This window comes from Aeromonas sp. FDAARGOS 1419, assembly GCF_019047045.1.
GTDB classification, from domain to species: domain Bacteria; phylum Pseudomonadota; class Gammaproteobacteria; order Enterobacterales; family Aeromonadaceae; genus Aeromonas; species Aeromonas veronii.
Window position 1 is genome coordinate 1,967,106 of the sequence record NZ_CP077209.1, and the last position, 20,408, is coordinate 1,987,513.

The window sequence follows — 20,408 nt, forward strand, 5'->3', positions numbered from 1 at the left end:
ACGGTGGCCGGATGGGGAAGAAGCGAAAGCGTTAGAAACTGGGAACTGAGTCGATAATGGCCGCTTTTTTGTACTGATTAGCGAATCAGGATCAAAAAATGTTGCACTTTATGGTTCATAGAGACCAGAACGTGACTCAAGTAACATCTTCTCCAGCTGACCGCTGGCTTTCAGTTTGGCGAGCCCCCGATTGAAGGTTTTGATCAGCTCGTCAGCGTTGGCACGCTTGCGGCTGATCAGCAGGTGGCCTTCAACTTTCATCACGGGTTTTGAATGGGTTGCAAAGAGATCGACCGTGCTGGCCGGGTAGAACTGACGCAGGGAGTAGTAGCCGACATCTATGTTCTCCAGGGTCAGGTCGGCGCGGCCGGAGAGCAGCAGATCAAAGCTCTGGCGCAGCCGGGTGACGAACTGCACCTGCAGCGGCACCTGCGCGATGGCTGCAAAAAAATCTGCATTGTAGGTATAGCCACTGACCGCAGCCAACTTGCGATCCGCCAGATCCTGATAGCCACGCCATTCCAGCGGATCGGACTTGAGATAGAACCAGACGTAGGTCTCGCTCAGGATGGGATCGCTGTAGAGATGGGTTTTGCGCCGCTCGCTCGACTCATACCAGTGGACTGTGCCATCCACCACCCCCTCCTCCGACAAGCGAAAGGCCCGCTTCCAGGGCAGAAACTGGAACTTGACGCTCACCCCTTCACTCTTGAATGCCTCACTCACCACATGAGGGATCAGCCCCTGATATTTCAGCGTCTCGGAGCAGTAAGGGGGATACTCTCCCGTGGTCAGGGTCAGCTCCTGCGCCCAGAGCCCGTGGCAAAAAAGGCTCCCCGCCAGCAACCAGCTTATTTTCATCCCGATGCCCTCTTGTTCTGTTTTCCCAACTATAGACCGCCCCCTTGAAAGGATTGCCGGATCGCCGGGGAACCGTTATGTTCCCCTTTTTCCAGGCGATCGCGCCGCGTCACAAGGATATGAAGATGCCCAGGCTAGACAGCATTCACCTCTACCCCATCAAATCGACTGCAGGTATGCCGCTGGCTCGCGCCCGGGTGACCGAAGAGGGACTGGCAGGGGATCGCCGCTACATGGTGGTCAAACCGGACGGCACCTTTATCACCGCCCGTACCCATCCCCAGCTGCAACAGGTCGTGGCCACCCCCATCGAAGGGGGCTTGCAACTGCGCTATCCGGGCTTTGAACCGCTCACCCTGCAAGAGGTCGACTTCAGCCGCGCCCCGCAAGCTACCGGAGTCTGGAGCGACCGCTTTACCGCCCTGCACACCGACCCCAAAGCCGATGGGTGGCTGAGCCGGGTGGCAGGGGAACTAGTGCAGCTGCTCTGGCTGGGTGAAACCTCGGATCGTTTTCGCGAGAAGACCGGCACCCGGGTCAGCTTTGCCGACGGTTATCCGCTGCTGCTGATAAGCCAGGCCTCCCTTGAGGATCTCAATCTGCGCTCCGATGCGCTGCACCAGATGAGCCAATTCCGCACCAATCTGGTAGCAAGCAATACCCAGCCCTTCGAGGAGGACAGTTGGGTGCGTATCCGCATCGGCGAAGTGGAATTTAAAGTGGTCAAGCCCTGCAGCCGCTGCATCATGACCACGGTGGAAGCGGGCACCGATCGCTTCAACGCCCTGAAAGAGCCGCTGGCCACCCTCACCCGCTACCGCCGTGGCGAGGATGGCGAGGTCTACTTCGGCCAGAATCTGGTGGCGCTGAACGAGGGATGTATTGAGGCAGGCAGCGAGATCGAGGTACTGGAGCGCACCCGTCCGGTGGTCTATCCCGCCGCCGCACCGAAGAAGCGGGAGCTGGTCTGCGTGGCCCGTGAACCGCTGGCGCGGGATCTGGAGACCTTCTGGTTCGAAGCAGCCGATGGCGAGCCTCTGCTCGACTACCTGCCGGGCCAGCATCTGCCCATCAGCCTCGATATCAAAAATGAACGGATCCAGCGGCGCTATACCCTGAGTTCCACGCCAGATCATCCGGAGCGTTACAGCATCAGCGTCAAGAAGGTGGAGGGCGGCCGCATCTCCCACTGGCTGCACCAGCAACTGCAGGTGGGCGACCGGCTGCTGGCCGCCAACCCCGCTGGCGAGTTTCACTTAGGGTCCGAGCGCAACCTCCTGTTGCTCTCCGCAGGCTCCGGCGTCACCCCCATGCTGGCGATAGCCCGCACCCTGGCGCTACGCGAGGAGCTGGAAGAGGTTCACTTTATGCACCTGTGCCGCAGTGAAGCGGACATTCCCGCCGCCAGCGAACTGCACGCCATGGCGCAGCAGGGGATGACCCTCACCATTATCCTGAGCCAGCCGGACAATCACTGGCAGGGGCTGCAAGGGCGACTCAATGATGAGCATCTGCAACTGATTAAAGGGCTGGCCGAAAAAGAGGTCTTTATCTGCGGCCCCCACGGCTTTATGGCCGATGCTGCCGCCAAAGTTGCGGCCCTCGGCGTACCGGCCACACGGATCAGACAGGAGAGTTTTGGCGGTGCCATTCTCTCGGTGGCCCGCCCCCATCAGGCGGTGCAACTGCGTATCGGCGCCCAAGCCTTTACCGGCAACAATCAGGGCACAGTGCTGGATCAGGCCAACAAGCAAGGTGTAGAGCTGCCCTGGAGCTGCCGCGCCGGCATCTGCGGCAGTTGCAAACAGACGCTGATCTCGGGCGAGGTGGATCACCCGGATGTCCCCGCCATCACCGCCGCCGAGCGGGCAGAGGGCAAGATCCTTGCCTGCTGCGCCGTGCCGCTCACCGACCTTGAAATCCTATGATCGGGTGATCGGGCCGCATTAACTCACGCCAACCCAGATGACCGGGGAATTGACCCCGGTCATCTTTATCCACACTTGTTCACCTGTTCCTCCCTTAATTTGTCCCCACGGCCTTCATCAGTGAGTTTCCCTTCCTATACTCTCAGAGCAAAAAGCCTTGCCAGCCATTGACTTGGCGATGCTCCATACGACACTCAGCCATAGGGAAAGGACGCCCATACCATGGAACAGAACAAGCCCGCCTTTCAGCTCAACCTGCTGCTATCCGTCATCACCCTGATCCTGCTGTCACTGGTGTTTTTCGCCTACAGCTGGGCGGGTAAACAACTGGAAGAGAGTTATCGACAACAATATGTCTCCTACCTGCTGGCCGACGAACTGCGCCAATCCTCCGATGATCTGACCCGACTCGGGCGCACCTACGTCATCACCAAGGATCCAGCCTACGAGCAGCAGTACATGCGGATCCTGGCCATTCGCAACGGCGAGCAGCCGAGGCCGGATGGCTACAACCGTATCTACTGGGACTTTGTCGCCGCCAACGGCCAGAATCCCCGCCCCGACAGCAATGTTCGCCGTGGCCTGATCGACCTGATGAAGGATGCCGGTTTCACCGACGGCGAACTCGCCAAACTGAACGAGGCCAAAAACAACTCGGATGCCCTGGTCAACACCGAGGTCGCCGCCTTCAAACTGGTGCAGCAGAGCGATGGCGACCCGGTTGCCAACCAGCAAAAAGCCATCGCCATGATGCATGACAAGGCCTATCACCAGAACAAGGGGCGCATCATGTCCCCCATCGATGACTTCTACGTGATGATGGAGCAGCGCAACCACGAGGCAGTCGAGAGCGCCATCGCCAATACCGATATGCTGCGCTATCTCTTTATCGCCCTCGGTCTGGTGTTGATGTTCTTCCTCTGGCGCACCTATCGCTCCCTGCTCGATCTGGTGGGCACCTCGGTCGAACAGCTCAAGACCGATCTCCATATGATGGCGGAAGGGGACTTCTCGCGCCCCATCAAGGTGCCGCCAGGATCGAAAGAGAGCCTGATCGGCCTGCTCGGCGGTATGCAGACCACCCTCAAGGGGATCATCGCCAAGGTCTCCCACTCCACCGAGGAGCTGTCCCACTCTGCTGACAGCATCGCCCAGATCGCCGAGCAGACAGCCCAGTTTGCCACCGATCAGCAAACCAGCACCCAGACCATGGCCGCCGCCATCGAGGAGCTGGTGGTGAGCATCAGTCACCTCTCCGACAACGCCACTCATGCCGACGAGCTGAGCAAGGTCTCAGCCAATACCCTGGAGGAGGGGTCAGGGGTCATTAAAGAGACGCTCGGCAGCATCGAGAATATCTCCACCACAGTGGGGGATGCGGCCAGCACCATCTCCGAGCTCAACGGCCATACCCAGCAGATTTCGGAGATCATCGGGGTGATCCGCGGCATCGCCGATCAGACCAACCTGCTGGCCCTCAACGCGGCCATCGAGGCGGCGCGGGCCGGTGAACAGGGTCGCGGCTTTGCGGTGGTGGCCGACGAGGTGCGCAATCTGGCCAGTCGCTCGGCGGCCTCAACCCAGCAGATCACCGGGATGATCAGCAAGATCCAGAGCGGGGCGGATGCCTCCATTCGCAGCATGGAGAACACGGTCAACAACGTCTCCCGTGGGGTCACGCTGGCCAATCAGACCGGCGAGGCGATCGCCAGCATCCAGAGCCACGCCTCCAACCTCACCGGCCTGATGGGGGAGATCAGCCACACCCTGCGCGAGCAGTCCACCGCAGCCAACGAGGTGGTCTCTACCGTCGGCAACATCACCTCTCTCTCCGAACAGTCAGGGGATGCCGCCCGCCACGTGTCGCAAGAGGCGGCCAAGCTCAAGCAGCTGTCACGGGTACTGCGCCAGGAGATGGGACACTTCAAGCTTTAAAGAACGCTGAAAAGCAAAACGGCTGCCCGAAGGCAGCCGTTTTTTATTCGGGGTGCTCCCCCGTCATTCAGTATCGATCAACCACGCAGGGCGGCGATACGCTGCTCGATGGGCGGGTGGCTCATGAACAGCTCGCTCATGGAGCGCTTGCCGTTGATGCCAAAGGCCATCATGGAGCCTTCCAGCTGCGGCTCGGCACCGCGGGAGAGGCGCTCAAGGGCGGCAATCATCTTGTCGCGACCAGCCAACTTGGCGGCACCGGCATCGGCACGGAACTCACGCTGACGGCTGAACCACATGACGATGATGGAGGCCAGAATGCCGAACAGCATCTCCAGCACGAACACGGTGATCATGTAGGCAAAACCGCCGGTACTGCTGCTCTCTTCCTCGTTGTTGGAGCTGAAGAAGTTGCTGATCACGCCAGCCACGATACGGGCGAAGAACATCACGAAGGTGTTCACTACACCCTGGATCAGGGTCAGGGTCACCATGTCGCCATTGGCCACGTGGCTCACCTCGTGGGCCAGTACCGCTTCCGCCTCGTCACGGCTCATGCTGTAGAGCAGGCCGGAGGAGACCGCCACCAGCGAATCATCGCGGCGAGCGCCGGTCGCAAAGGCGTTCATCTCGGGAGAGTCGTAGATCCCCACTTCCGGCATCTTGATACCCGCTTCGCGGGCCTGACGGGCCACAGTGCTCACCAGCCAGTGCTCGGTCTCGTTACGGGGTTGCTCGATGACCTGGACGCCATAGCTGCGCTTGGCCATCCACTTGGACATCAGCAAGGAGATAAAGGAACCCCCAAAACCGAACACGGCACAGAACACCAACAGCCCGGAAATGCTGGACTTGTTGATCCCCAGAACCGAGAACAGGATATTGAGTACCACCCCCAGCACCAGCATGACGGCCAGGTTGGTCACCAGGAATAGCATAATTCGCTTCATATAGACTCCTTGTGAAGATAAGGGACATGACCGGGGATCACTCGGGATCCCCACCTGATCATGTTAATGTCGACATTCTAGGGAGATTCGATGAATGTTCGCTGAATATGCCGTCAAAGTAGCGGCGAGATATCAAGACGCCCCTGCAAATCGGCTTCAAGCGGATTGTTTATAAACGGAATTTCGCCGAGGAAGGGGGCTGGCAGCAAGCCCCTCAGGGTGTCCAGATTTTCCTGATAATGGCTCATGGAACCATGGAGCCGATTAATTACCCACCCCGCCACTGGCAGCTGATCATTGCGAATGGCGGCAAAGGTGAGCAGCGCATGGTTGAGGCAACCCAGCTTGGCCCCTACTACCATGATCACCGCCATGTTCTCCTGTTTCACCCAGTCCGACAGCAGATGCTTGCGATCGAGCGGCAGATACCAACCCCCCGCCCCTTCCACTACCGCCAGCTCGGCCCCGGCCTGTTCAATCTTGCGTAGCCCCTCGCTCAACCCCTGCATGGTGATAGGCTGGCGCGCCTCGCTGGCGGCAATGTGGGGCGCAATCGGCGGCTCATAGGCGAACGGATTGACCACCTCATAGGGCAGCGGCAGACTCGCTGCCTCCTGCAACAGAACTGCATCGAGGTTGCGCAGCCCGTCCGGAGTGCGGGCACATCCGGCCGAGACCGGCTTGTAACCCGCACACTTGATTCCCTGTGCGCTGAATTCACGCAGCAGGGTACGCGCCACCAGCGTCTTGCCCACATCGGTATCGGTGCCGGTGATAAAGAATGATTTCATACGGTTCTCTCCTTGGCAGGGCCCGTTGACTACCCTGCACACAATGCGATTCCCGGCGCTCAGCGAGGCTTGCTGAGACGGCCGAGGCACACCCGATAACTGGCGACCAGCCTGCCATCGGGCTGGCGAAACGCCTCATACGCCTGAGCCAGCTGCTGCAATCTGGCGCGACCACTCAGACCGGCCGGGGCGGCACTCCCCTGATTGTCGTTGACCTGATTGGCCCCAATCCCCTTGAGATCGCGCAACAGCTGCGGCAATTCAAGATAGGCGAGATCCCAGGTGATACAACGCAGCTCGGGAGCAACTACCCCGGCGCTCGCCAGCGCCTGCTCCAATTGTGGCAGGCTGAGGAAGCGATTGACATGGGCGCGACCATCAAGCTGCTGCCAGGCGGTTCGCAACTGCCAGAGCGACTCATCGAGCAGGGTCGAGAAAAAGATCTGGCCGCCCGGTTTGACTACCCGCAGCAGCTCGCCGAAAGCCTGGGCCGGACGCTCGCACCACTGCAACGCCAGACTGGAGAAAACCCAGTCGAACGTGTTATCGGCGAAAGGAAGCTGCTCCGCATCGCCGCAGAGCAGGCGAGCACCGCTGTCACGCAAGGCGGCCTGCGCCAGCATGCCGGGGGCAAGATCCAGTCCCACCAGCTGATGACAACGGTTCGCCAGTTGGGGCAAGAAAAAGCCGGTACCGCAGCCCAAATCCAGCCCGCTCACCGTCAGATCAGTGCCAACCGGCCTGCTCGGCATCCATTCCAGCAGCGCCTGCCCCACCTCCTGCTGAAAACGGGCGTGGGCATCGTAATGACGAGCGGCGGCGCCGAAACGGCGAGCAAGCTGCGCCTTGTCGACCGTTTGAAAACGCTCAGTCATGGTGAGCCTCCCCAAGCGTTGTAACTGCAGGGCAGACCCCCAAGGCATCGAGCAAGCGATCCACATCCTGCTCGCGGTGAGCCGCGCTCAGGGTAATGCGCAGCCGGGCCGTACCGACTGGCACAGTGGGCGGGCGGATGGCGCTCACCCAGACGCCGCGCTCCCGCAGCCGTTCAGCCAGTTGCAGGGCAACACTGCTCTCCCCCACCAGCAGCGGCTGGATCGGGGTATCGCTCGCGCCAAGCTGCCAACCCTGATCCTTTGCCCCTTGCCGGAAGCGAGCGATCAGCTGGCCAAGATGGGCGCGGGCATCCTCGGCGGCGCGTACCAGTTCGATACTCTTGCTGACCGTGCAAGCCTGCGCGGCGGGCATATGGGTGCTGTAGACATAGTGGCGAGCGAAGTTGACCAGATACTCCACCAGCTCGCGGCTGCCGCCGACAAAGGCACCGGCAACCCCGAGCGCCTTGCCAAAAGTGCCCATCTGGATGTGTACGCTGGCAGGAGGAACCCCCTGCGCCGCCAGAGTGCCGCGCCCCTCAGGGCCCAGCACACCAAGACCATGGGCATCGTCGATCATCAGCCAGTTGCCGCTCCGGGCTGCCAATGCCGCGAGTTCACCCCAGGGGGCCTGATCCCCGTCCATGCTGAACACCCCTTCCGAGACAATCAGCCCGCGATTTGGCTCAAGCTGCCGTTCAAGGGCCGCCATATCGTTGTGGGCAAAACGTTTCATCTTGCAAGGGAGCTGGCTGCCCATCTCCTGCAAAGAGGCGTGGTTGAGTTTGTCCTGCCACAGCAGATGTTCCTTGCCGAGCAGCGCTTTGAGCACCGCCTGATTGGCCGAAAAACCGCAGTTGAACAGCAGCACCGCCTCCACCCCGAGCCACTCGGCCAGGGTCTCCTCAAGCTGTTGGTGGGCACGGCTGTACCCGGTCACCAGCGGTGAGGCGCCGGAGCCCGCGCCATAGCGTTCAATCCCCGCGTTGAAGGCGGCCTTGATGGCGCCGTGTTCTGCCAGTCCCAGATAGTCGTTGGCGGAAAAATTGAGGTAGTCGCGCCCCGCAACCCTGAGCCGCCCGCCACTCGCCCCGTCGGTCGCGATGCGGTTGCGCAGCAGACCCACCTGCTCGCGCTCGGCCAGCGCTGTGCCCAACACAAAAGGGCCCGTTACTGCAGGGCCGTTCATGACCGCGCAGCCCCTGCACGGGGGCGGGTGGCGTCATAAAACATCTCGGTGGGCTCGCTCTGGCGGCTCACCTCGGCCAGCAGCTCCTCTTCTTGAACCTGATCCGGTTTCTGGGCGCGCTGGGCGGGACGAATACCGAGTCGTTTGAACAGCTGCATGTCGCTGTTCTCGTCCGGGTTAGGAGTGGTCAGCAGTTTGCAGCCATAGAAGATGGAGTTGGCCCCGGCCATAAAGCACATCGCCTGCATCTGCTCGTTCATCTTCTCCCGCCCGGCTGAGAGCCGCACATGGGAGGCGGGCATCATGATCCGCGCCACGGCGATGGTGCGGATAAATTCGAACGGATCGAGGTTCTCCTGATCCTCCAGCGGCGTCCCCTTCACCTTGACCAGCATATTGATGGGCACACTTTCGGGGTGGCGCGGCAGGTTGGCCAGCGCCATCAAGAGGCCCGCCCGATCTTTCGCCTGCTCGCCCATGCCGACGATACCGCCGGAGCAGACCTTCATGCCCGCACCGCGCACATGCTCCAGGGTATCGAGCCGGTCCTGATAGGTGCGGGTGGAGATGATCTCGCCGTAGAACTCCGGCGAGGTGTCGAGGTTGTGGTTGTAGTAATCGAGCCCAGCAGCACCAAGACGGGCCGCCTGATCGGCGGTGAGCATCCCCAGCGTCATGCAGGTCTCCATACCGAGCCCGCGCACCTCCTCGATCATCCGGATGATGTAGGGCATGTCTTTTTCTTTGGGGTTGCGCCAGGCGGCCCCCATGCAAAAGCGTGACGAGCCGTTGGCCTTGGCTTCGCGGGCCCGCTCCAGCACCTTCTCCACCTCCATCAGCCGCTCGACCTCAAGCCCGGTGTGATAACGGGCGCTCTGGGGGCAGTATTTGCAATCTTCCGGGCAGGCACCGGTCTTGATGGAGAGCAAAGTACTCACCTGCACTTCATTCGGGTCAAAGTGGGCGCGGTGGACGGTCTGGGCCTGAAACAGCAGATCGTTGAACGGCAGGGCAAACAGGGCCTGAACCTCGGCGAGGGTCCAGTCATGACGAAGGGCGTGACCGCCCGCGGTGAGAGCATTCATACATAGCTTCCGGTTGTTATTAGTGGGATCCTGCGCCCGCCATCTTGGGATGGACGGCCACAAAACCCGTCGCCAGGCCCGCGCGCTCAGGGTGATGCGCAGTGCCAAGTGGCTGAACGCAGTGCCAAGTGGCTGAAATTGTTGGCTAGTGTAGAGAGCACGCGTAGACTGTCAACACCGACCAGATCAAACCAATTGACAACAGAACAACAAATGACCAATCAAGAATTCGACCTGCACCACATCTGGCACCCCTATACCTCCCTCACTCACCCCCTGCCCTGCTATGAAGTAGCCAGCGCCAAAGGGGTGACCCTCACCCTCAGCGATGGCCGCGAACTGGTGGATGGCATGAGCTCCTGGTGGGCTTGCGTGCACGGGTATCAGGTGCCGGAGTTGGACGCCTCCGCCACCGCCCAGCTCGGCAAGATGTCCCACGTGATGTTTGGCGGCCTCACCCACGCTCCGGCGGTCGAGCTCTGCCGCAAGCTGGTGGAGATCACTCCGAAGGGGCTGGATCGGGTCTTTCTGGCCGATTCCGGCTCGGTAGCGGTAGAAGTGGCGCTCAAGATGGCCCAGCAGTACTGGCACGCCAAAGGGACGCCCAGAGCCAAGTTCGTCGCCCTGCGCAGCGGCTATCACGGCGACACCTTTGGCGCCATGAGCGTCTGCGATCCCGATGGCGGCATGCATGAGCTCTACAAGGGATTCCTGCCGGAGCACTATTTTGTCGACGCACCCAGCTGCCGCTTCCACGCCGAGTGGGACGAGCAGTGCGTGGTGGAGCTGGCGACGCTCATGGCGGATCATCACGAAGAGATCGCCGCCATCGTGCTTGAGCCCATAGTGCAGGGCGCTGGCGGCATGCGCTTCTATCACCCCCGCTACCTGCAGTGGGTGCGCGCCCTGTGCGACGAGTTCGGCGTGCTGCTGATTGCCGACGAGATCGCCACCGGCTTTGGCCGTACCGGTCAGCTGTTTGCCTGCGACTGGGCGGGGATCAGCCCCGACATCATGTGTCTGGGCAAGGCGCTTACCGGCGGCTACCTCACCCTCTCGGCGACCCTGACCACCGAGCATGTCGCCCGTACCATCTGTGACGGCAAGGCGGGTGTCTTTATGCACGGCCCCACTTTTATGGGCAATCCCCTCGCCTGCGCGGTGGCCAACGCCTCCATCGATCTGCTGCTGACCTCACCTTGGCAGGAGCGGGTGCGCGCCATCGAGCATCAGCTGCGTACCGAACTGGTAGAGCTGACCCTGCACCCGACGGTCGCTGATGTGCGAGTACTCGGCGCCATCGGGGTGGTGGAGATGAAAGAGCGGGTGGATGTAGCGCGCATCCAGCGCAAGTTTGTCGAACTGGGCGCCTGGATCCGCCCCTTTGGCAAGCTGGTCTACCTGATGCCCCCCTTCGTCATCACCCCTGAAGAGTTGCGGGTATTGACCGGCGCCATCCGTCAGGCCATCACCGAAGGCGAGTTTTAATGCATGCAGCGGGCGGCCATCGCAGTCGCCCGTTTGACTATCGGCATTTGATATATAAAGAGGGCAACTTTATCCACTTCAGTGCAGTTTCACTTGCCGTAATGTGAGCAAAACACCAGACCTGAGGCCCCAAGAGGGGTAAACTGCTGCGGTTTTACCATCAAGAAAGACTGCTCATGCGCCTCTCCATTGCTGCCAAAATCAACTTTTTCCTGCTCTTCATCTTCTCCATGGTACTGGTCTTCTCCGCAGCCTATCAGGCAGTGCGCGAGCGCGATCTCATCCTGACCCTCATCAAGGAGCAGAGCCGCGAGCAGACCGAAGCCTATTTCGATGGCCTCAACATGCTGATGCTGACTGGCAAGATGGATGCCCGCGATACCCTGCGCGGCAAGTTTCTCGACCACGCCCATGTGGAGGATGCCCGCATCGTGCGTGGCGATGCGGTGAGCAAACAGTTCGGGCCGGGACGGGAGACAGAGCAGGTAAAAGATGAGTTTGATGAGCTGGCTCTGGCGGGCAAAGGGAGTCTGGAGGTGGTGCACAACGGCATGCACAGCCGTCTGGTGGTCACCCGACCGCTGCTGGCCAAGAAGGATTTTCGCGGGACCGACTGCACCAGCTGTCATCTGGTGCCGGAGAACACTGTGTTAGGGGCCGTGCGCTTTGACTACTCCCTCGATTCGCTGTTTACCCGGGTCGAGCAGAATATTCTCACCTCGGCGCTCATTCTCACCGGCATCTTCGGGATGGGACTGCTGCTGACCCTCTGGGTCATCCGCACCTGGATCGTGCGCCCCCTCAACCAGTTGACCCGCTCCATGGAAGAGGCCACCGACTTGCACGACTTCGGCCACCGGCTGGAGGGGGATGACGGCGACGAGATTGGCCGGGTGGCGGTGGCCTACAACCAGATGCTCGACAGTGTGGAGCGCCAGCTCGGCAAACGCACCAAGGCCAGCAGGCAGGAGCCGGATCAGCCCCGCTAAGACGAACGCTTAACCGACGTAGTAGAAAAGCAGACTGGCGATCAGAACCAATAGCAGGATGGCCAGATTGACATGCCGGGAATCATCCTGACGGCGGCTGCGCTTGCGCTCCAGCAGAAACACCGCCAGCGTCAGGGCACAGCAGCTCCAGAGCCCGTAGACCAGCCAAGGGGTAAGGGCCGGGTCCCAATAATCGCGCACCTCGATCCCGCCATAGACCAGAAAACCGTAGGCGATTTCGGGACGGGCATAGTGGTAAAGGGAGAGCAGCACGATAAAGCCGCCCCAGCAGAGCATCACCAGCCCCTGCAACAACCGTGTCAGCCAATCTGGCCCATGCCGCCGATCTTTCACCCACCTCTCCTGCGCCCGTGACACTCTTGTTGAGTGAACCATGCCGAAAACCCCACCAGAGTCCGACATTTTTGCTTGTTTATCAAACCCGCGCGGGTAAGATTGACGGCTTAGTCTGCCATGGTGGGCCATCTGTGCCCGGGCCAGACTCCCTAGTGTTGCAAATAGCGCTGCAAGAACAAGCTGGAGACAATATTTCGATGACGCACGCATCCGTAGTAGATGTGCTGGCCGGTAAGTATCCGGTCGGCACCACCCAAACTGTCAAAGGGTGGATCCGGACTCGCCGTGATTCCAAGGCGGGGATCTCATTTTTGGCCATTTCCGATGGCTCCTGTTTCCATCCGGTACAGGCAGTTGTCCCCAATACCCTGGCCAATTACGAGAATGAAGTGCTGCGTCTGACCACTGCCTGCTCCGTGGAAGTGACCGGCGTGGTTGCCGCCTCTCAGGGCAGCGGCCAGGCTTTCGAACTGCAGGCGACCGAGGTGAAGGTAGTCGGTTGGGTCGAAGATCCGGACACCTACCCGATGGCCGCCAAGCGCCACAGCATCGAATACCTGCGTGAACAGGCCCACCTGCGCCCGCGTACCAACATCGTTGGCGCCGTGACCCGCGTTCGTCACTGCCTGGCGCAAGCCATCCACCGCTTCTTCCACGAAGAGGGCTTCCTCTGGGTTGCGACCCCGCTCATCACCGCTTCTGACACCGAAGGTGCCGGCGAGATGTTCCGCGTCTCCACTCTGGACATGGAAAACCTGCCGCGCACCGACGCCGGCAAGGTGGACTACAACGAAGATTTCTTCGGCAAAGAGGCTTTCCTGACCGTATCCGGCCAGCTGAACGCCGAAACCTATGCCTGCGCCCTCTCCAAGGTCTACACCTTCGGCCCGACCTTCCGCGCTGAAAACTCCAACACCAGCCGCCATCTGGCCGAGTTCTGGATGGTTGAGCCGGAAGTGGCCTTCAACGATCTGGAAGATAACGCCGCACTGGCCGAAGCCATGCTTAAGTATGTCTTCAACGCCGTACTGACCGAGCGTCGTGACGATCTGGAGTTCTTCGCCCAGCACGTAGACAAGGATGCCATCGGCCGTCTGGAGCGTTTCGTCTCCTCCGACTTCGCCCAGATCGACTACACCGACGCCATCGAAGTGCTGCAAAACTGCGGCAAGAAGTTCGAGTTCCCGGTCTCCTGGGGTATCGACCTCTCCTCCGAGCATGAGCGCTATCTGGCCGAGGAGCACTTCAAGTCTCCGGTGGTGGTGAAGAACTACCCGAAAGATATCAAAGCCTTCTACATGCGCCTCAACGACGACGGCAAGACCGTTGCCGCGATGGACGTACTGGCACCCGGCATCGGCGAGATCATCGGTGGTTCCCAGCGTGAAGAGCGTCTGGACGTGCTAGATGCCCGTCTGGCCGAGATGGGCCTGAACAAGGAAGATTACTGGTGGTATCGCGACCTGCGTCGCTTCGGTACCGTGCCGCACTCCGGCTTCGGTCTGGGCTTCGAGCGTCTGGTAGTCTACGTGACCGGTATGGGCAACGTCCGCGACGTGATCCCGTTCCCGCGTACTCCACGTACCGCCGAGTTCTGATCAGCGGCATATTGCCACTGCATTGCAAAAGCCGACCTGCGGGTCGGCTTTTTTATTGTCACCGTTATGGGTGATACTCAGGATCAACCGGCACAAGGAACTCGTCGCCTATGGGATATCGCCTGCTGCTCTCGCTATTGCTGTCCTGCATGCCTGTTCAACTGTGGGCCGAGCCCGTTCGTCTGACCACCCTGGAGTGGCCCCCCTACACCAGCCAGAGCCTGCCCGATGGCGGCCTCACCGGTCATATCGTCAAGCGCGCCTTTGCCGAGGCGGGACTGGAGGTGACGTTCGACTTCTATCCCTGGCAGCGGGCGGTGCGCCTGGCGGCCGACCCGACCCAGCCTTATAGCGGCTATTTTCCCGAGTACCTCTCCGATACCCTGCCGACCCTGTGGCGCAGCTCCCCCAGCGTAGGCGACAGCGTGCTGGGTATGGCGCAGCGCTCAGGCCCCCCCATCCCCTGGCAGCAGCTCACGGAGCTTGCCCCCTACCGGATCGGCGTGGTGGAGGGGTACGTCAACACCCGTGAATTCGATGCCCTGATGGCCAGCAAGCGCCTCAACACTGCCGCCGTCGATTCCGACCTGCTCAACCTGCGCAAATTGCAGCGCGACCGGCTCGATCTGGCGGTGATCGACCGGGATGTCTTTCACTGGCTCATCAACCATGATCGCAAGCTGATCAGCGCCAGATTGCAATTTCACCCGAAGATCCTCGAACACAAGAGCCTGCACATCATGTTTCGTCCCGATCAGCAGGCGTTGCAGCAACGGGTGGCACAGGTCATTGCCAGATTGGATATTGCCAAGCTGAGCCAGGATTATCAGCGCCGCTATCTGCAGCAAGCACCTGCGGCCAAGTGAGCCAACCCCCCGAAGTCAGCCCTTGCTGGCAAAAATAGCCTGAGCGCTGGCTTTTTCACCCTCTTCTGCCGCAATCGAGCACTTTTTATGCCCCTCCCCTGCAGCCCTGTTGCCACACTGTGCTGCCACCATGACCACCCGATGGCTTGGCCCCGAGTGATACCACTTGGTGACAAAAATAATGTTTTTGTTAGTACGTGGTTTTTAAGTGGTTTAATCAAAAATTCATCGAGTTATTGAAGTAACTCAATTTTTTCACTTTTTCAGGGGAGCAGAATAGCAACTAACCCTTTTGGGCTAAATAAAACAGACAATGACAATTCATGGTTCAGGCTACCCGCGGCAATATGGGTTGAATCACACGAGGTAACGGAATGATCTTGATGGAATTTTTAGTGGTACTCGGCTGTTTGCTGCTGGGTACCCGCTTTGGGGGCATGGGACTCGGTCTCATCAGTGGTATCGGTCTCTTCCTGCTGACCTTCGTCTTCGGCCTGGTGCCGGGCGAACCGCCTGTTCAGGTAATGCTGACCATTCTGGCGGTGATCGGCTGTGCCGCTACCCTGCAGACTGCCGGTGGCCTCAACCTGATGATGCAAGTGGCCGAGCGTCTGCTGCGCCGTCACCCGCAATACATCACTATCCTGGCGCCGCTGACCACCTGGACCCTCACCTTCCTGTGCGGTACCGGCCACGTGGTCTACACCATGTTCCCCATCATCGCTGACATCGCGCTGCAGAAGAACATCCGTCCCGAGCGCCCGATGGCCGTAGCCTCCGTTGCCTCCCAGATGGCCATCTGCGCCTCCCCGGTCTCCGTTGCCGTGGTCTCCATGGTCTCCATTCTGGCGGCCGGTCACGGTATCGGTCAGGCTTACGGCCTGCTCGACATCCTGATGATCGCCATCCCCTCCTCCCTGACCGGTGTCATCGTGGCAGCCCTGTGGAGCCTGCGTCGCGGCAAGGATCTGGACAAGGACGAAGAGTTCCAGGCCAAGATCAAAGACCCGGAGCAGCGTGCCTTCATCTACGGCGGTGGTGAAACCCTGCTCAATACCAAGTTCCCGAAAGAGGCCTACTGGTCTACCTGGATCTTCTTCGCCGCCATCGCTGCCGTGGTATTGCTCGGTGCCAACGAAGGTCTGCGTCCGGTGTTCACCATCAAGGACAAAACTGGCCCGCTCTCCATGAACCTGGTGATCCAGATGATGATGCTGATCGCCGGTGCCATCATCCTGATGCGCTGCAAGGTCAAGCCGGGCGAGATCGCCAACGGCGCCGTCTTCAAGGCAGGCATGGTCGCCATCTTCTCCGTATTCGGGGTGGCATGGATGAGTGAGACCTTCTTCCAGGCTCACATGCCCCTGCTCAAAGAGACCCTGGCCCATGTGGTACAGGCCCAGCCCTGGACCTACGCCCTGGTGCTATTCCTCATCTCCAAGCTGGTAAACAGCCAAGCCGCCGCCCTCACCGCCATCGCCCCCATGGGTCTGGCGCTGGGTGTGGAGCCTAAGCTGCTGATCGCCTTCCTGCCGGCGAGCTACGGCTACTTCGTGCTGCCAACCTACCCGAGCGATCTGGCCTGTATCGGTTTCGACCGCTCCGGCACCACCCGCATCGGCAAGTTCATCATCAACCACAGCTTCATCATTCCGGGGCTGATCGGAGTGGTGACCTCCTGCTCGCTGGGCTTTATCCTCACCAGCATCCTGCTCTAATCGCAGCGGCGTTTACCACGCTATTGCAATACAGGCCCCCGCTTCGGGGGCCTGCTTTTTTCCCGCTCTGTGACCCCAACCATTTCCCCGCCGCCATTTCCGGACACAATACCTTTACCTCTGCCCACGCCGCTGGGTAGCATGCCCCCTCGTTCACCACCGGAATCTCATCCATGTCTCGCGTCATCCTGCTCTGGAGCGGTGGCAAAGATGCCATGCTGGCCCTCTGTCATGCCCGTCAAGCGGGCCATCAGGTGGTGGCACTGGCCACCTTTGCGCCGCCAGAGCCCCGATTTCTCGCTCACCCCTTGCCGCTGGTGCGCCGTCAGGCGGAAGCCCTCGGGCTGCCCCATCTGCTGGTCACCATAGAAGCGCCGTTCGATCTCGGTTATGAGCGGGAACTGGCACGGCTCAAGGAGGAGTGGCAACTCGATGGCGTAGTCACCGGCGATATCGACAGCGTGGGCGGCGCACCAAACTGGATCCGCGAACGCTGCCAGCCGCTGGATCTCACCGTCCATACCCCGCTCTGGCAACAATCTCGTCAAGCCTTGCTGGCGGATATGCTGGCCCGCGGCATCGTCGCCCACCTCTCCTGCGTCGATACCCGGGTACTGGCCCCCGAGTGGACTGGGCGCACCCTCGATGCCGCCACCCTCAGCGATCTGCAGCAACTGGCCGAGCGCGAGGGCTTCGATGCCTGCGGCGAGCAGGGGGAATACCACACCATGGTGACCGACGGCCCGGGCTTTGCCGCCCCGCTGCACCTCGATGGCTGGCAGGTGGCGCGGCAGGATCATCTGGCCTATCTGGCCGAGCCACAGGGATAACGGCCTCAGGCCATCTGGCACGCTCGTTCAGGGACACGCGAAAAATCGAGATAAAAAAACGGAAGGCAACAGCCTCCCGTTTGGGTTTGATCGGGCCAGTTTTGAGCGGGCCATGACGACCCGAACAAGAAATAAACCGGCTTATTTCGCCAGCTTGCCCAGCACCCGCTGCAGCAGGCGGATGCGTGGCTCGATGCTCTCCAGCAGCAGGAACTCCGCCTCCGAGTGGAAACCGCCCCCCATGGGGCCGAAACCATCGAGGGACGGCACACCCGCGGCGGCGGTGAAGTTGGCATCCGAGCCGCCACCGGCCTCCAGCCAGTTGAAGGGGATCCCCTCCTCCTTGGCTGCCGCCTCCACCAGCGCCATCAACGCCTCGGTGTCACCGCTCGGGCGCATCGCCGGCTTGAAGGTCTGGCGATCCACCTCGACCCGACAACCCGCGAGGAAGGGGTTGTTAGCCATAAAGGTGAGCCGGTCGTGTACCGCAGCGGCCTCTTCGTTGCTCCAGAAGCGCAAATCCACGATCGCCTCGGCAAAGTCCGGCACCACGTTGACGCCGGTGCCGCCCTGTACCACGCCGACGTTCATGGTGGTGCCCGTGGTCATGTTGACCTGCTCGTTGATGGCCAGCACCCAATGCGCCAGCTCGGTGATAGCAGAGACACCTTCGGTGAGGGCCGAACCGGCATGGGACGCCTTGCCGTGGAAGGTGATGCGATATTTGGCATTGCCCTTGCGGGCGCTGATGAGATCCCCGTTGGGACGAGCCGCCTCGGCCACCAGCACGCAGCCGCTCTGTTTGGCCTTCTCCACCAGCCAATCTTTCGACCAAGGGGAGCCAATCTCTTCGTCGCAGTTGTAGCAGACCAGCACCTTGAGCTTGGCAAGCAATGCCGGATCCATCTCTTTGAGGGCATACCAGATAGAGAGCAGGCCGCTCTTCATGTCCGACACACCGGGGCCAAAGGCTTGATTGCCTTCGATTTTCAGCGGGCGCTTGGCCGCCGTCCCCTCGGGGAAGACGGTATCCATGTGGCCGCACAGCATCACGTCGTAGTGATCGGCACCCGGCGCATTGGTGATCTCGAGGCAGGGGCCGCACTCGGCAGCGAACTGGTGGCGAGTCACCTGCCAGCCGATGGCCTCATATTTCTCGGTCATGATGTCGGCCACCTTCGCTACCCCGGCCGGGGTGCGAGTACCGCAATCGAGGTTGATGAGCGGGGCCAGATCGGCCAGATAGCTATCGAGGGAAAACGGGCTCTTTACAACTGTCATTATCTTCTCCATGCAACAATCAGCATTGATGGCCGATCGTCTATTGCAACAATGCGACACAGTGAGAAAAAGGCGGGCAGCCATGCCACCCGCCCGACCGGTAAATTCCAAACACCACTACATAACCCGCATCACTACATAAACAGCAGATAGTTGAGGGTCAACGCCGTCACCAGCGCCCCCGCCATCGGCACGCTGGTGCGCTTGACCACGGTAAAGGGCGATACCTTGGCAATCCCCGCACAGGCGATCAGTACCGCAGCGATGGGGGAGACGGTGCGGCCGATACTGGAAGCCAGCTGCATCGGCAGCAGCATGGTTACCGCAGGTACGCCAAACTTGGCTGCCACCGCCGGTGCCAGGGTCGAGAAGCTGAGGAACGCCGCGTTGCCGGAGCCCATGATGACCGCCGCTACCATGATCAGCGCCACCATCACCAGCGTCATCAGACCACTGCCGATACCGGCATTGCTGGCAGAGTGCAGCAGGGTATCGATGGCGCCGATGGCCTTGAGAGATTCGGCAAACAGCTCGGCACAGACGATGAGCGCCACCACGGGGCCAAACACCTTGCCCATGCCATCGAGGAAGCTCGACAGCCCGGCAAACGCGGTACGCACCGAGCGGCTACGCAGCAGCTCGCACAGCATGCCGATAAAGACCGACAGCAGCATGGCCACCTCCACGCTCATCTTGATGTCGCTCACCAGCAGCTTGGAGAAGGTCATCATCAGCACGAAGGGGATGATCGGCAGCAGGGCATACCAGGTGGGGGCCTGCACGCTCTCGGTGCCCTGCTCGTCCAGCTCGGCGTGATCGCCACGATGGAGCGCAGGATCCCAGCCATCCTTGCGATCGCAGTGACGCTGCCAGAAGAAGTGCAGCACCATGGTCACCAGCAGCATGGGGGCCACCAGCCAGACCTGGTAGTCAACGAAATAGCTGGTCGGATCCATTCCGGACTGACCGGCGGAGAAGATGGCGTTGGTCTGGGTCGGGCCAATTTCAAACGCCTGGGAGGTGGCGATGACACCACAGGCGGAGGCCGGGCTGATGCCGAGATTGCGCATCACCGGATACATGGTGACCATCAACAGCAGGCCAAGGCCGGTAGCGGAGGTGACGAACAGGGAGACGAATACCGCCACCAGATAGCAGATGGAGAGCATCAGGTAGCTGGACTGGATGCCTGCCACCGGTTTGACCGCCACCCGCACCAGCGCCTGAGAGGCCCCGATATGGGACATGTAGGTGGCAAAACCCGCCACCGCCATGATGGTGAGGCCGAGCCCAGCCGCGCGGTAGGAGAAGATCCCCTTGAACACTTCGAACAAGTCGAACAGGGCGAAGCCGGTGCTCTTGTCAGCGGGGAGAATGGGGTGCAGCCCCAACCAGTAGGCCACTGCAAAAATGGCCATGCCCGCCAGCGCCAGCACCGCCTGCGGGTTGTAATCCTTGATGATGCCGTAGACCACGGCGACCAGAACGAGCAAGACGAATAAAAGTTCCAATATTCACTCCTGATAAATTTATCGAAGAGCGAAATCTAGTGATCTGACCACTGTTTGCCTTTGATCCCTATCAATAAAGGTGCCGTCACCGTGATTCATTAGCATAATATGTCGGCCATGTAACAATTTTTCGTTATTTCAACTACCGGAAAACCT

17 protein-coding genes are annotated in these 20,408 nt (G+C 60.6%); 8 read left to right on the plus strand and 9 right to left on the minus strand.

Annotated features, from left to right (window positions below; genetic code table 11):
- Positions 1-108: 108 nt before the first annotated feature.
- A complete protein-coding gene (locus I6L49_RS08730) occupies positions 109-861 on the minus strand; it encodes an ABC transporter substrate-binding protein (RefSeq protein WP_005337880.1) in 753 nt (250 codons plus the stop codon).
- Positions 862-938: 77 nt separating this feature from the next.
- Between I6L49_RS08730 and I6L49_RS08735 the strand changes: the two genes are divergently transcribed.
- On the plus strand, positions 939-2,789 hold the full coding sequence (locus I6L49_RS08735) for an MOSC N-terminal beta barrel domain-containing protein (protein WP_216951270.1): 1,851 nt from the start codon (positions 939-941) through the stop codon (positions 2,787-2,789).
- A 222-nt stretch (positions 2,790-3,011) separates the two neighbouring features.
- The gene (locus I6L49_RS08740; RefSeq protein WP_021231121.1) at positions 3,012-4,724 is read left to right on the plus strand and encodes a methyl-accepting chemotaxis protein; all 1,713 of its coding nucleotides are present in this window, start codon (positions 3,012-3,014) and stop codon (positions 4,722-4,724) included.
- Positions 4,725-4,801: 77 nt separating this feature from the next.
- Here I6L49_RS08740 and htpX read toward each other — a convergent pair whose 3' ends face one another.
- The 5 genes from htpX to bioB all read right to left on the minus strand — a co-directional run bounded on the left by htpX (position 4,802) and on the right by bioB (position 9,614).
- Positions 4,802-5,674, minus strand: a complete 873-nt coding sequence (gene htpX, locus I6L49_RS08745) for a protease HtpX (RefSeq protein WP_005337890.1) — start codon at positions 5,672-5,674, stop codon at positions 4,802-4,804.
- 113 nt (positions 5,675-5,787) lie between these two features.
- On the minus strand, positions 5,788-6,465 hold the full coding sequence (bioD, locus tag I6L49_RS08750) for a dethiobiotin synthase (RefSeq protein WP_005337893.1): 678 nt from the start codon (positions 6,463-6,465) through the stop codon (positions 5,788-5,790).
- Positions 6,466-6,524: 59 nt separating this feature from the next.
- The gene (gene bioC, locus I6L49_RS08755) at positions 6,525-7,340 is read right to left on the minus strand and encodes a malonyl-ACP O-methyltransferase BioC (RefSeq protein WP_139740718.1); all 816 of its coding nucleotides are present in this window, start codon (positions 7,338-7,340) and stop codon (positions 6,525-6,527) included.
- Positions 7,333-8,529 carry an 8-amino-7-oxononanoate synthase gene (gene bioF / locus I6L49_RS08760; protein WP_216951272.1) on the minus strand — a complete coding sequence of 399 codons (1,197 nt, stop codon included), beginning with the start codon at positions 8,527-8,529 and terminating at the stop codon, positions 7,333-7,335. The genes bioC and bioF overlap by 8 nt, the downstream gene beginning before the upstream one ends.
- Complete coding sequence (gene bioB, locus I6L49_RS08765; RefSeq protein ID WP_216951274.1) at positions 8,526-9,614, minus strand: biotin synthase BioB; 1,089 nt, start codon at positions 9,612-9,614, stop codon at positions 8,526-8,528. The genes bioF and bioB overlap by 4 nt, the downstream gene beginning before the upstream one ends.
- Before the next feature lie 213 nt (positions 9,615-9,827).
- Between bioB and bioA the strand changes: the two genes are divergently transcribed.
- Positions 9,828-11,102: an adenosylmethionine--8-amino-7-oxononanoate transaminase gene (gene bioA, locus I6L49_RS08770; protein WP_216951277.1), complete on the plus strand. Its 1,275-nt coding sequence runs from the start codon at positions 9,828-9,830 to the stop codon at positions 11,100-11,102.
- 176 nt (positions 11,103-11,278) lie between these two features.
- Positions 11,279-12,091 carry a HAMP domain-containing protein gene (locus I6L49_RS08775; protein WP_005350472.1) on the plus strand — a complete coding sequence of 271 codons (813 nt, stop codon included), beginning with the start codon at positions 11,279-11,281 and terminating at the stop codon, positions 12,089-12,091.
- Between the two features lie 9 nt (positions 12,092-12,100).
- Here I6L49_RS08775 and I6L49_RS08780 read toward each other — a convergent pair whose 3' ends face one another.
- Positions 12,101-12,445: a hypothetical protein gene (locus tag I6L49_RS08780; RefSeq protein ID WP_201986498.1), complete on the minus strand. Its 345-nt coding sequence runs from the start codon at positions 12,443-12,445 to the stop codon at positions 12,101-12,103.
- 200 nt (positions 12,446-12,645) lie between these two features.
- On the opposite strand from I6L49_RS08780, the gene asnS reads away from it, so the two are divergent.
- The 4 genes from asnS to I6L49_RS08800 all read left to right on the plus strand — a co-directional run bounded on the left by asnS (position 12,646) and on the right by I6L49_RS08800 (position 17,460).
- The gene (asnS, locus tag I6L49_RS08785) at positions 12,646-14,046 is read left to right on the plus strand and encodes an asparagine--tRNA ligase (protein WP_005337914.1); all 1,401 of its coding nucleotides are present in this window, start codon (positions 12,646-12,648) and stop codon (positions 14,044-14,046) included.
- Positions 14,047-14,156: 110 nt separating this feature from the next.
- A complete protein-coding gene (locus I6L49_RS08790) occupies positions 14,157-14,912 on the plus strand; it encodes an ABC transporter substrate-binding protein (protein ID WP_216951279.1) in 756 nt (251 codons plus the stop codon).
- Positions 14,913-15,286: 374 nt separating this feature from the next.
- A complete protein-coding gene (locus I6L49_RS08795) occupies positions 15,287-16,630 on the plus strand; it encodes an anaerobic C4-dicarboxylate transporter (RefSeq protein ID WP_005337916.1) in 1,344 nt (447 codons plus the stop codon).
- A 173-nt stretch (positions 16,631-16,803) separates the two neighbouring features.
- A complete protein-coding gene (locus tag I6L49_RS08800; protein WP_201951679.1) occupies positions 16,804-17,460 on the plus strand; it encodes an adenine nucleotide alpha hydrolase in 657 nt (218 codons plus the stop codon).
- Positions 17,461-17,601: 141 nt separating this feature from the next.
- Here the strand turns inward: I6L49_RS08800 and I6L49_RS08805 are convergent, their stop codons facing one another.
- Together I6L49_RS08805 and dcuC are read right to left on the minus strand one after the other, a co-directional pair.
- The gene (locus I6L49_RS08805) at positions 17,602-18,741 is read right to left on the minus strand and encodes a M20 family metallopeptidase (RefSeq protein ID WP_164537202.1); all 1,140 of its coding nucleotides are present in this window, start codon (positions 18,739-18,741) and stop codon (positions 17,602-17,604) included.
- 134 nt (positions 18,742-18,875) lie between these two features.
- Positions 18,876-20,252, minus strand: coding sequence for a C4-dicarboxylate transporter DcuC (dcuC, locus tag I6L49_RS08810; protein ID WP_005359344.1), 1,377 nt, complete (start codon positions 20,250-20,252; stop codon positions 18,876-18,878).
- Between the last annotated feature and the right edge of the window lie 156 nt (positions 20,253-20,408).

Coding starts and splice junctions, on each gene's coding strand:
- I6L49_RS08730 (WP_005337880.1), bottom strand. CDS start 861: ATGAAAATAAGCTGGTTGCTGGCGGGGAGCCTTTTTTGCCACGGGCTC.
- I6L49_RS08735 (WP_216951270.1), top strand. CDS start 939: ATGTTCCCCTTTTTCCAGGCGATCGCGCCGCGTCACAAGGATATGAAG.
- I6L49_RS08740 (WP_021231121.1), top strand. CDS start 3,012: ATGGAACAGAACAAGCCCGCCTTTCAGCTCAACCTGCTGCTATCCGTC.
- htpX (WP_005337890.1), bottom strand. CDS start 5,674: ATGAAGCGAATTATGCTATTCCTGGTGACCAACCTGGCCGTCATGCTG.
- bioD (WP_005337893.1), bottom strand. CDS start 6,465: ATGAAATCATTCTTTATCACCGGCACCGATACCGATGTGGGCAAGACG.
- bioC (WP_139740718.1), bottom strand. CDS start 7,340: ATGACTGAGCGTTTTCAAACGGTCGACAAGGCGCAGCTTGCTCGCCGT.
- bioF (WP_216951272.1), bottom strand. CDS start 8,529: ATGAACGGCCCTGCAGTAACGGGCCCTTTTGTGTTGGGCACAGCGCTG.
- bioB (WP_216951274.1), bottom strand. CDS start 9,614: ATGAATGCTCTCACCGCGGGCGGTCACGCCCTTCGTCATGACTGGACC.
- bioA (WP_216951277.1), top strand. CDS start 9,828: ATGACCAATCAAGAATTCGACCTGCACCACATCTGGCACCCCTATACC.
- I6L49_RS08775 (WP_005350472.1), top strand. CDS start 11,279: ATGCGCCTCTCCATTGCTGCCAAAATCAACTTTTTCCTGCTCTTCATC.
- asnS (WP_005337914.1), top strand. CDS start 12,646: ATGACGCACGCATCCGTAGTAGATGTGCTGGCCGGTAAGTATCCGGTC.
- I6L49_RS08790 (WP_216951279.1), top strand. CDS start 14,157: ATGGGATATCGCCTGCTGCTCTCGCTATTGCTGTCCTGCATGCCTGTT.
- I6L49_RS08795 (WP_005337916.1), top strand. CDS start 15,287: ATGATCTTGATGGAATTTTTAGTGGTACTCGGCTGTTTGCTGCTGGGT.
- I6L49_RS08800 (WP_201951679.1), top strand. CDS start 16,804: ATGTCTCGCGTCATCCTGCTCTGGAGCGGTGGCAAAGATGCCATGCTG.
- I6L49_RS08805 (WP_164537202.1), bottom strand. CDS start 18,741: ATGACAGTTGTAAAGAGCCCGTTTTCCCTCGATAGCTATCTGGCCGAT.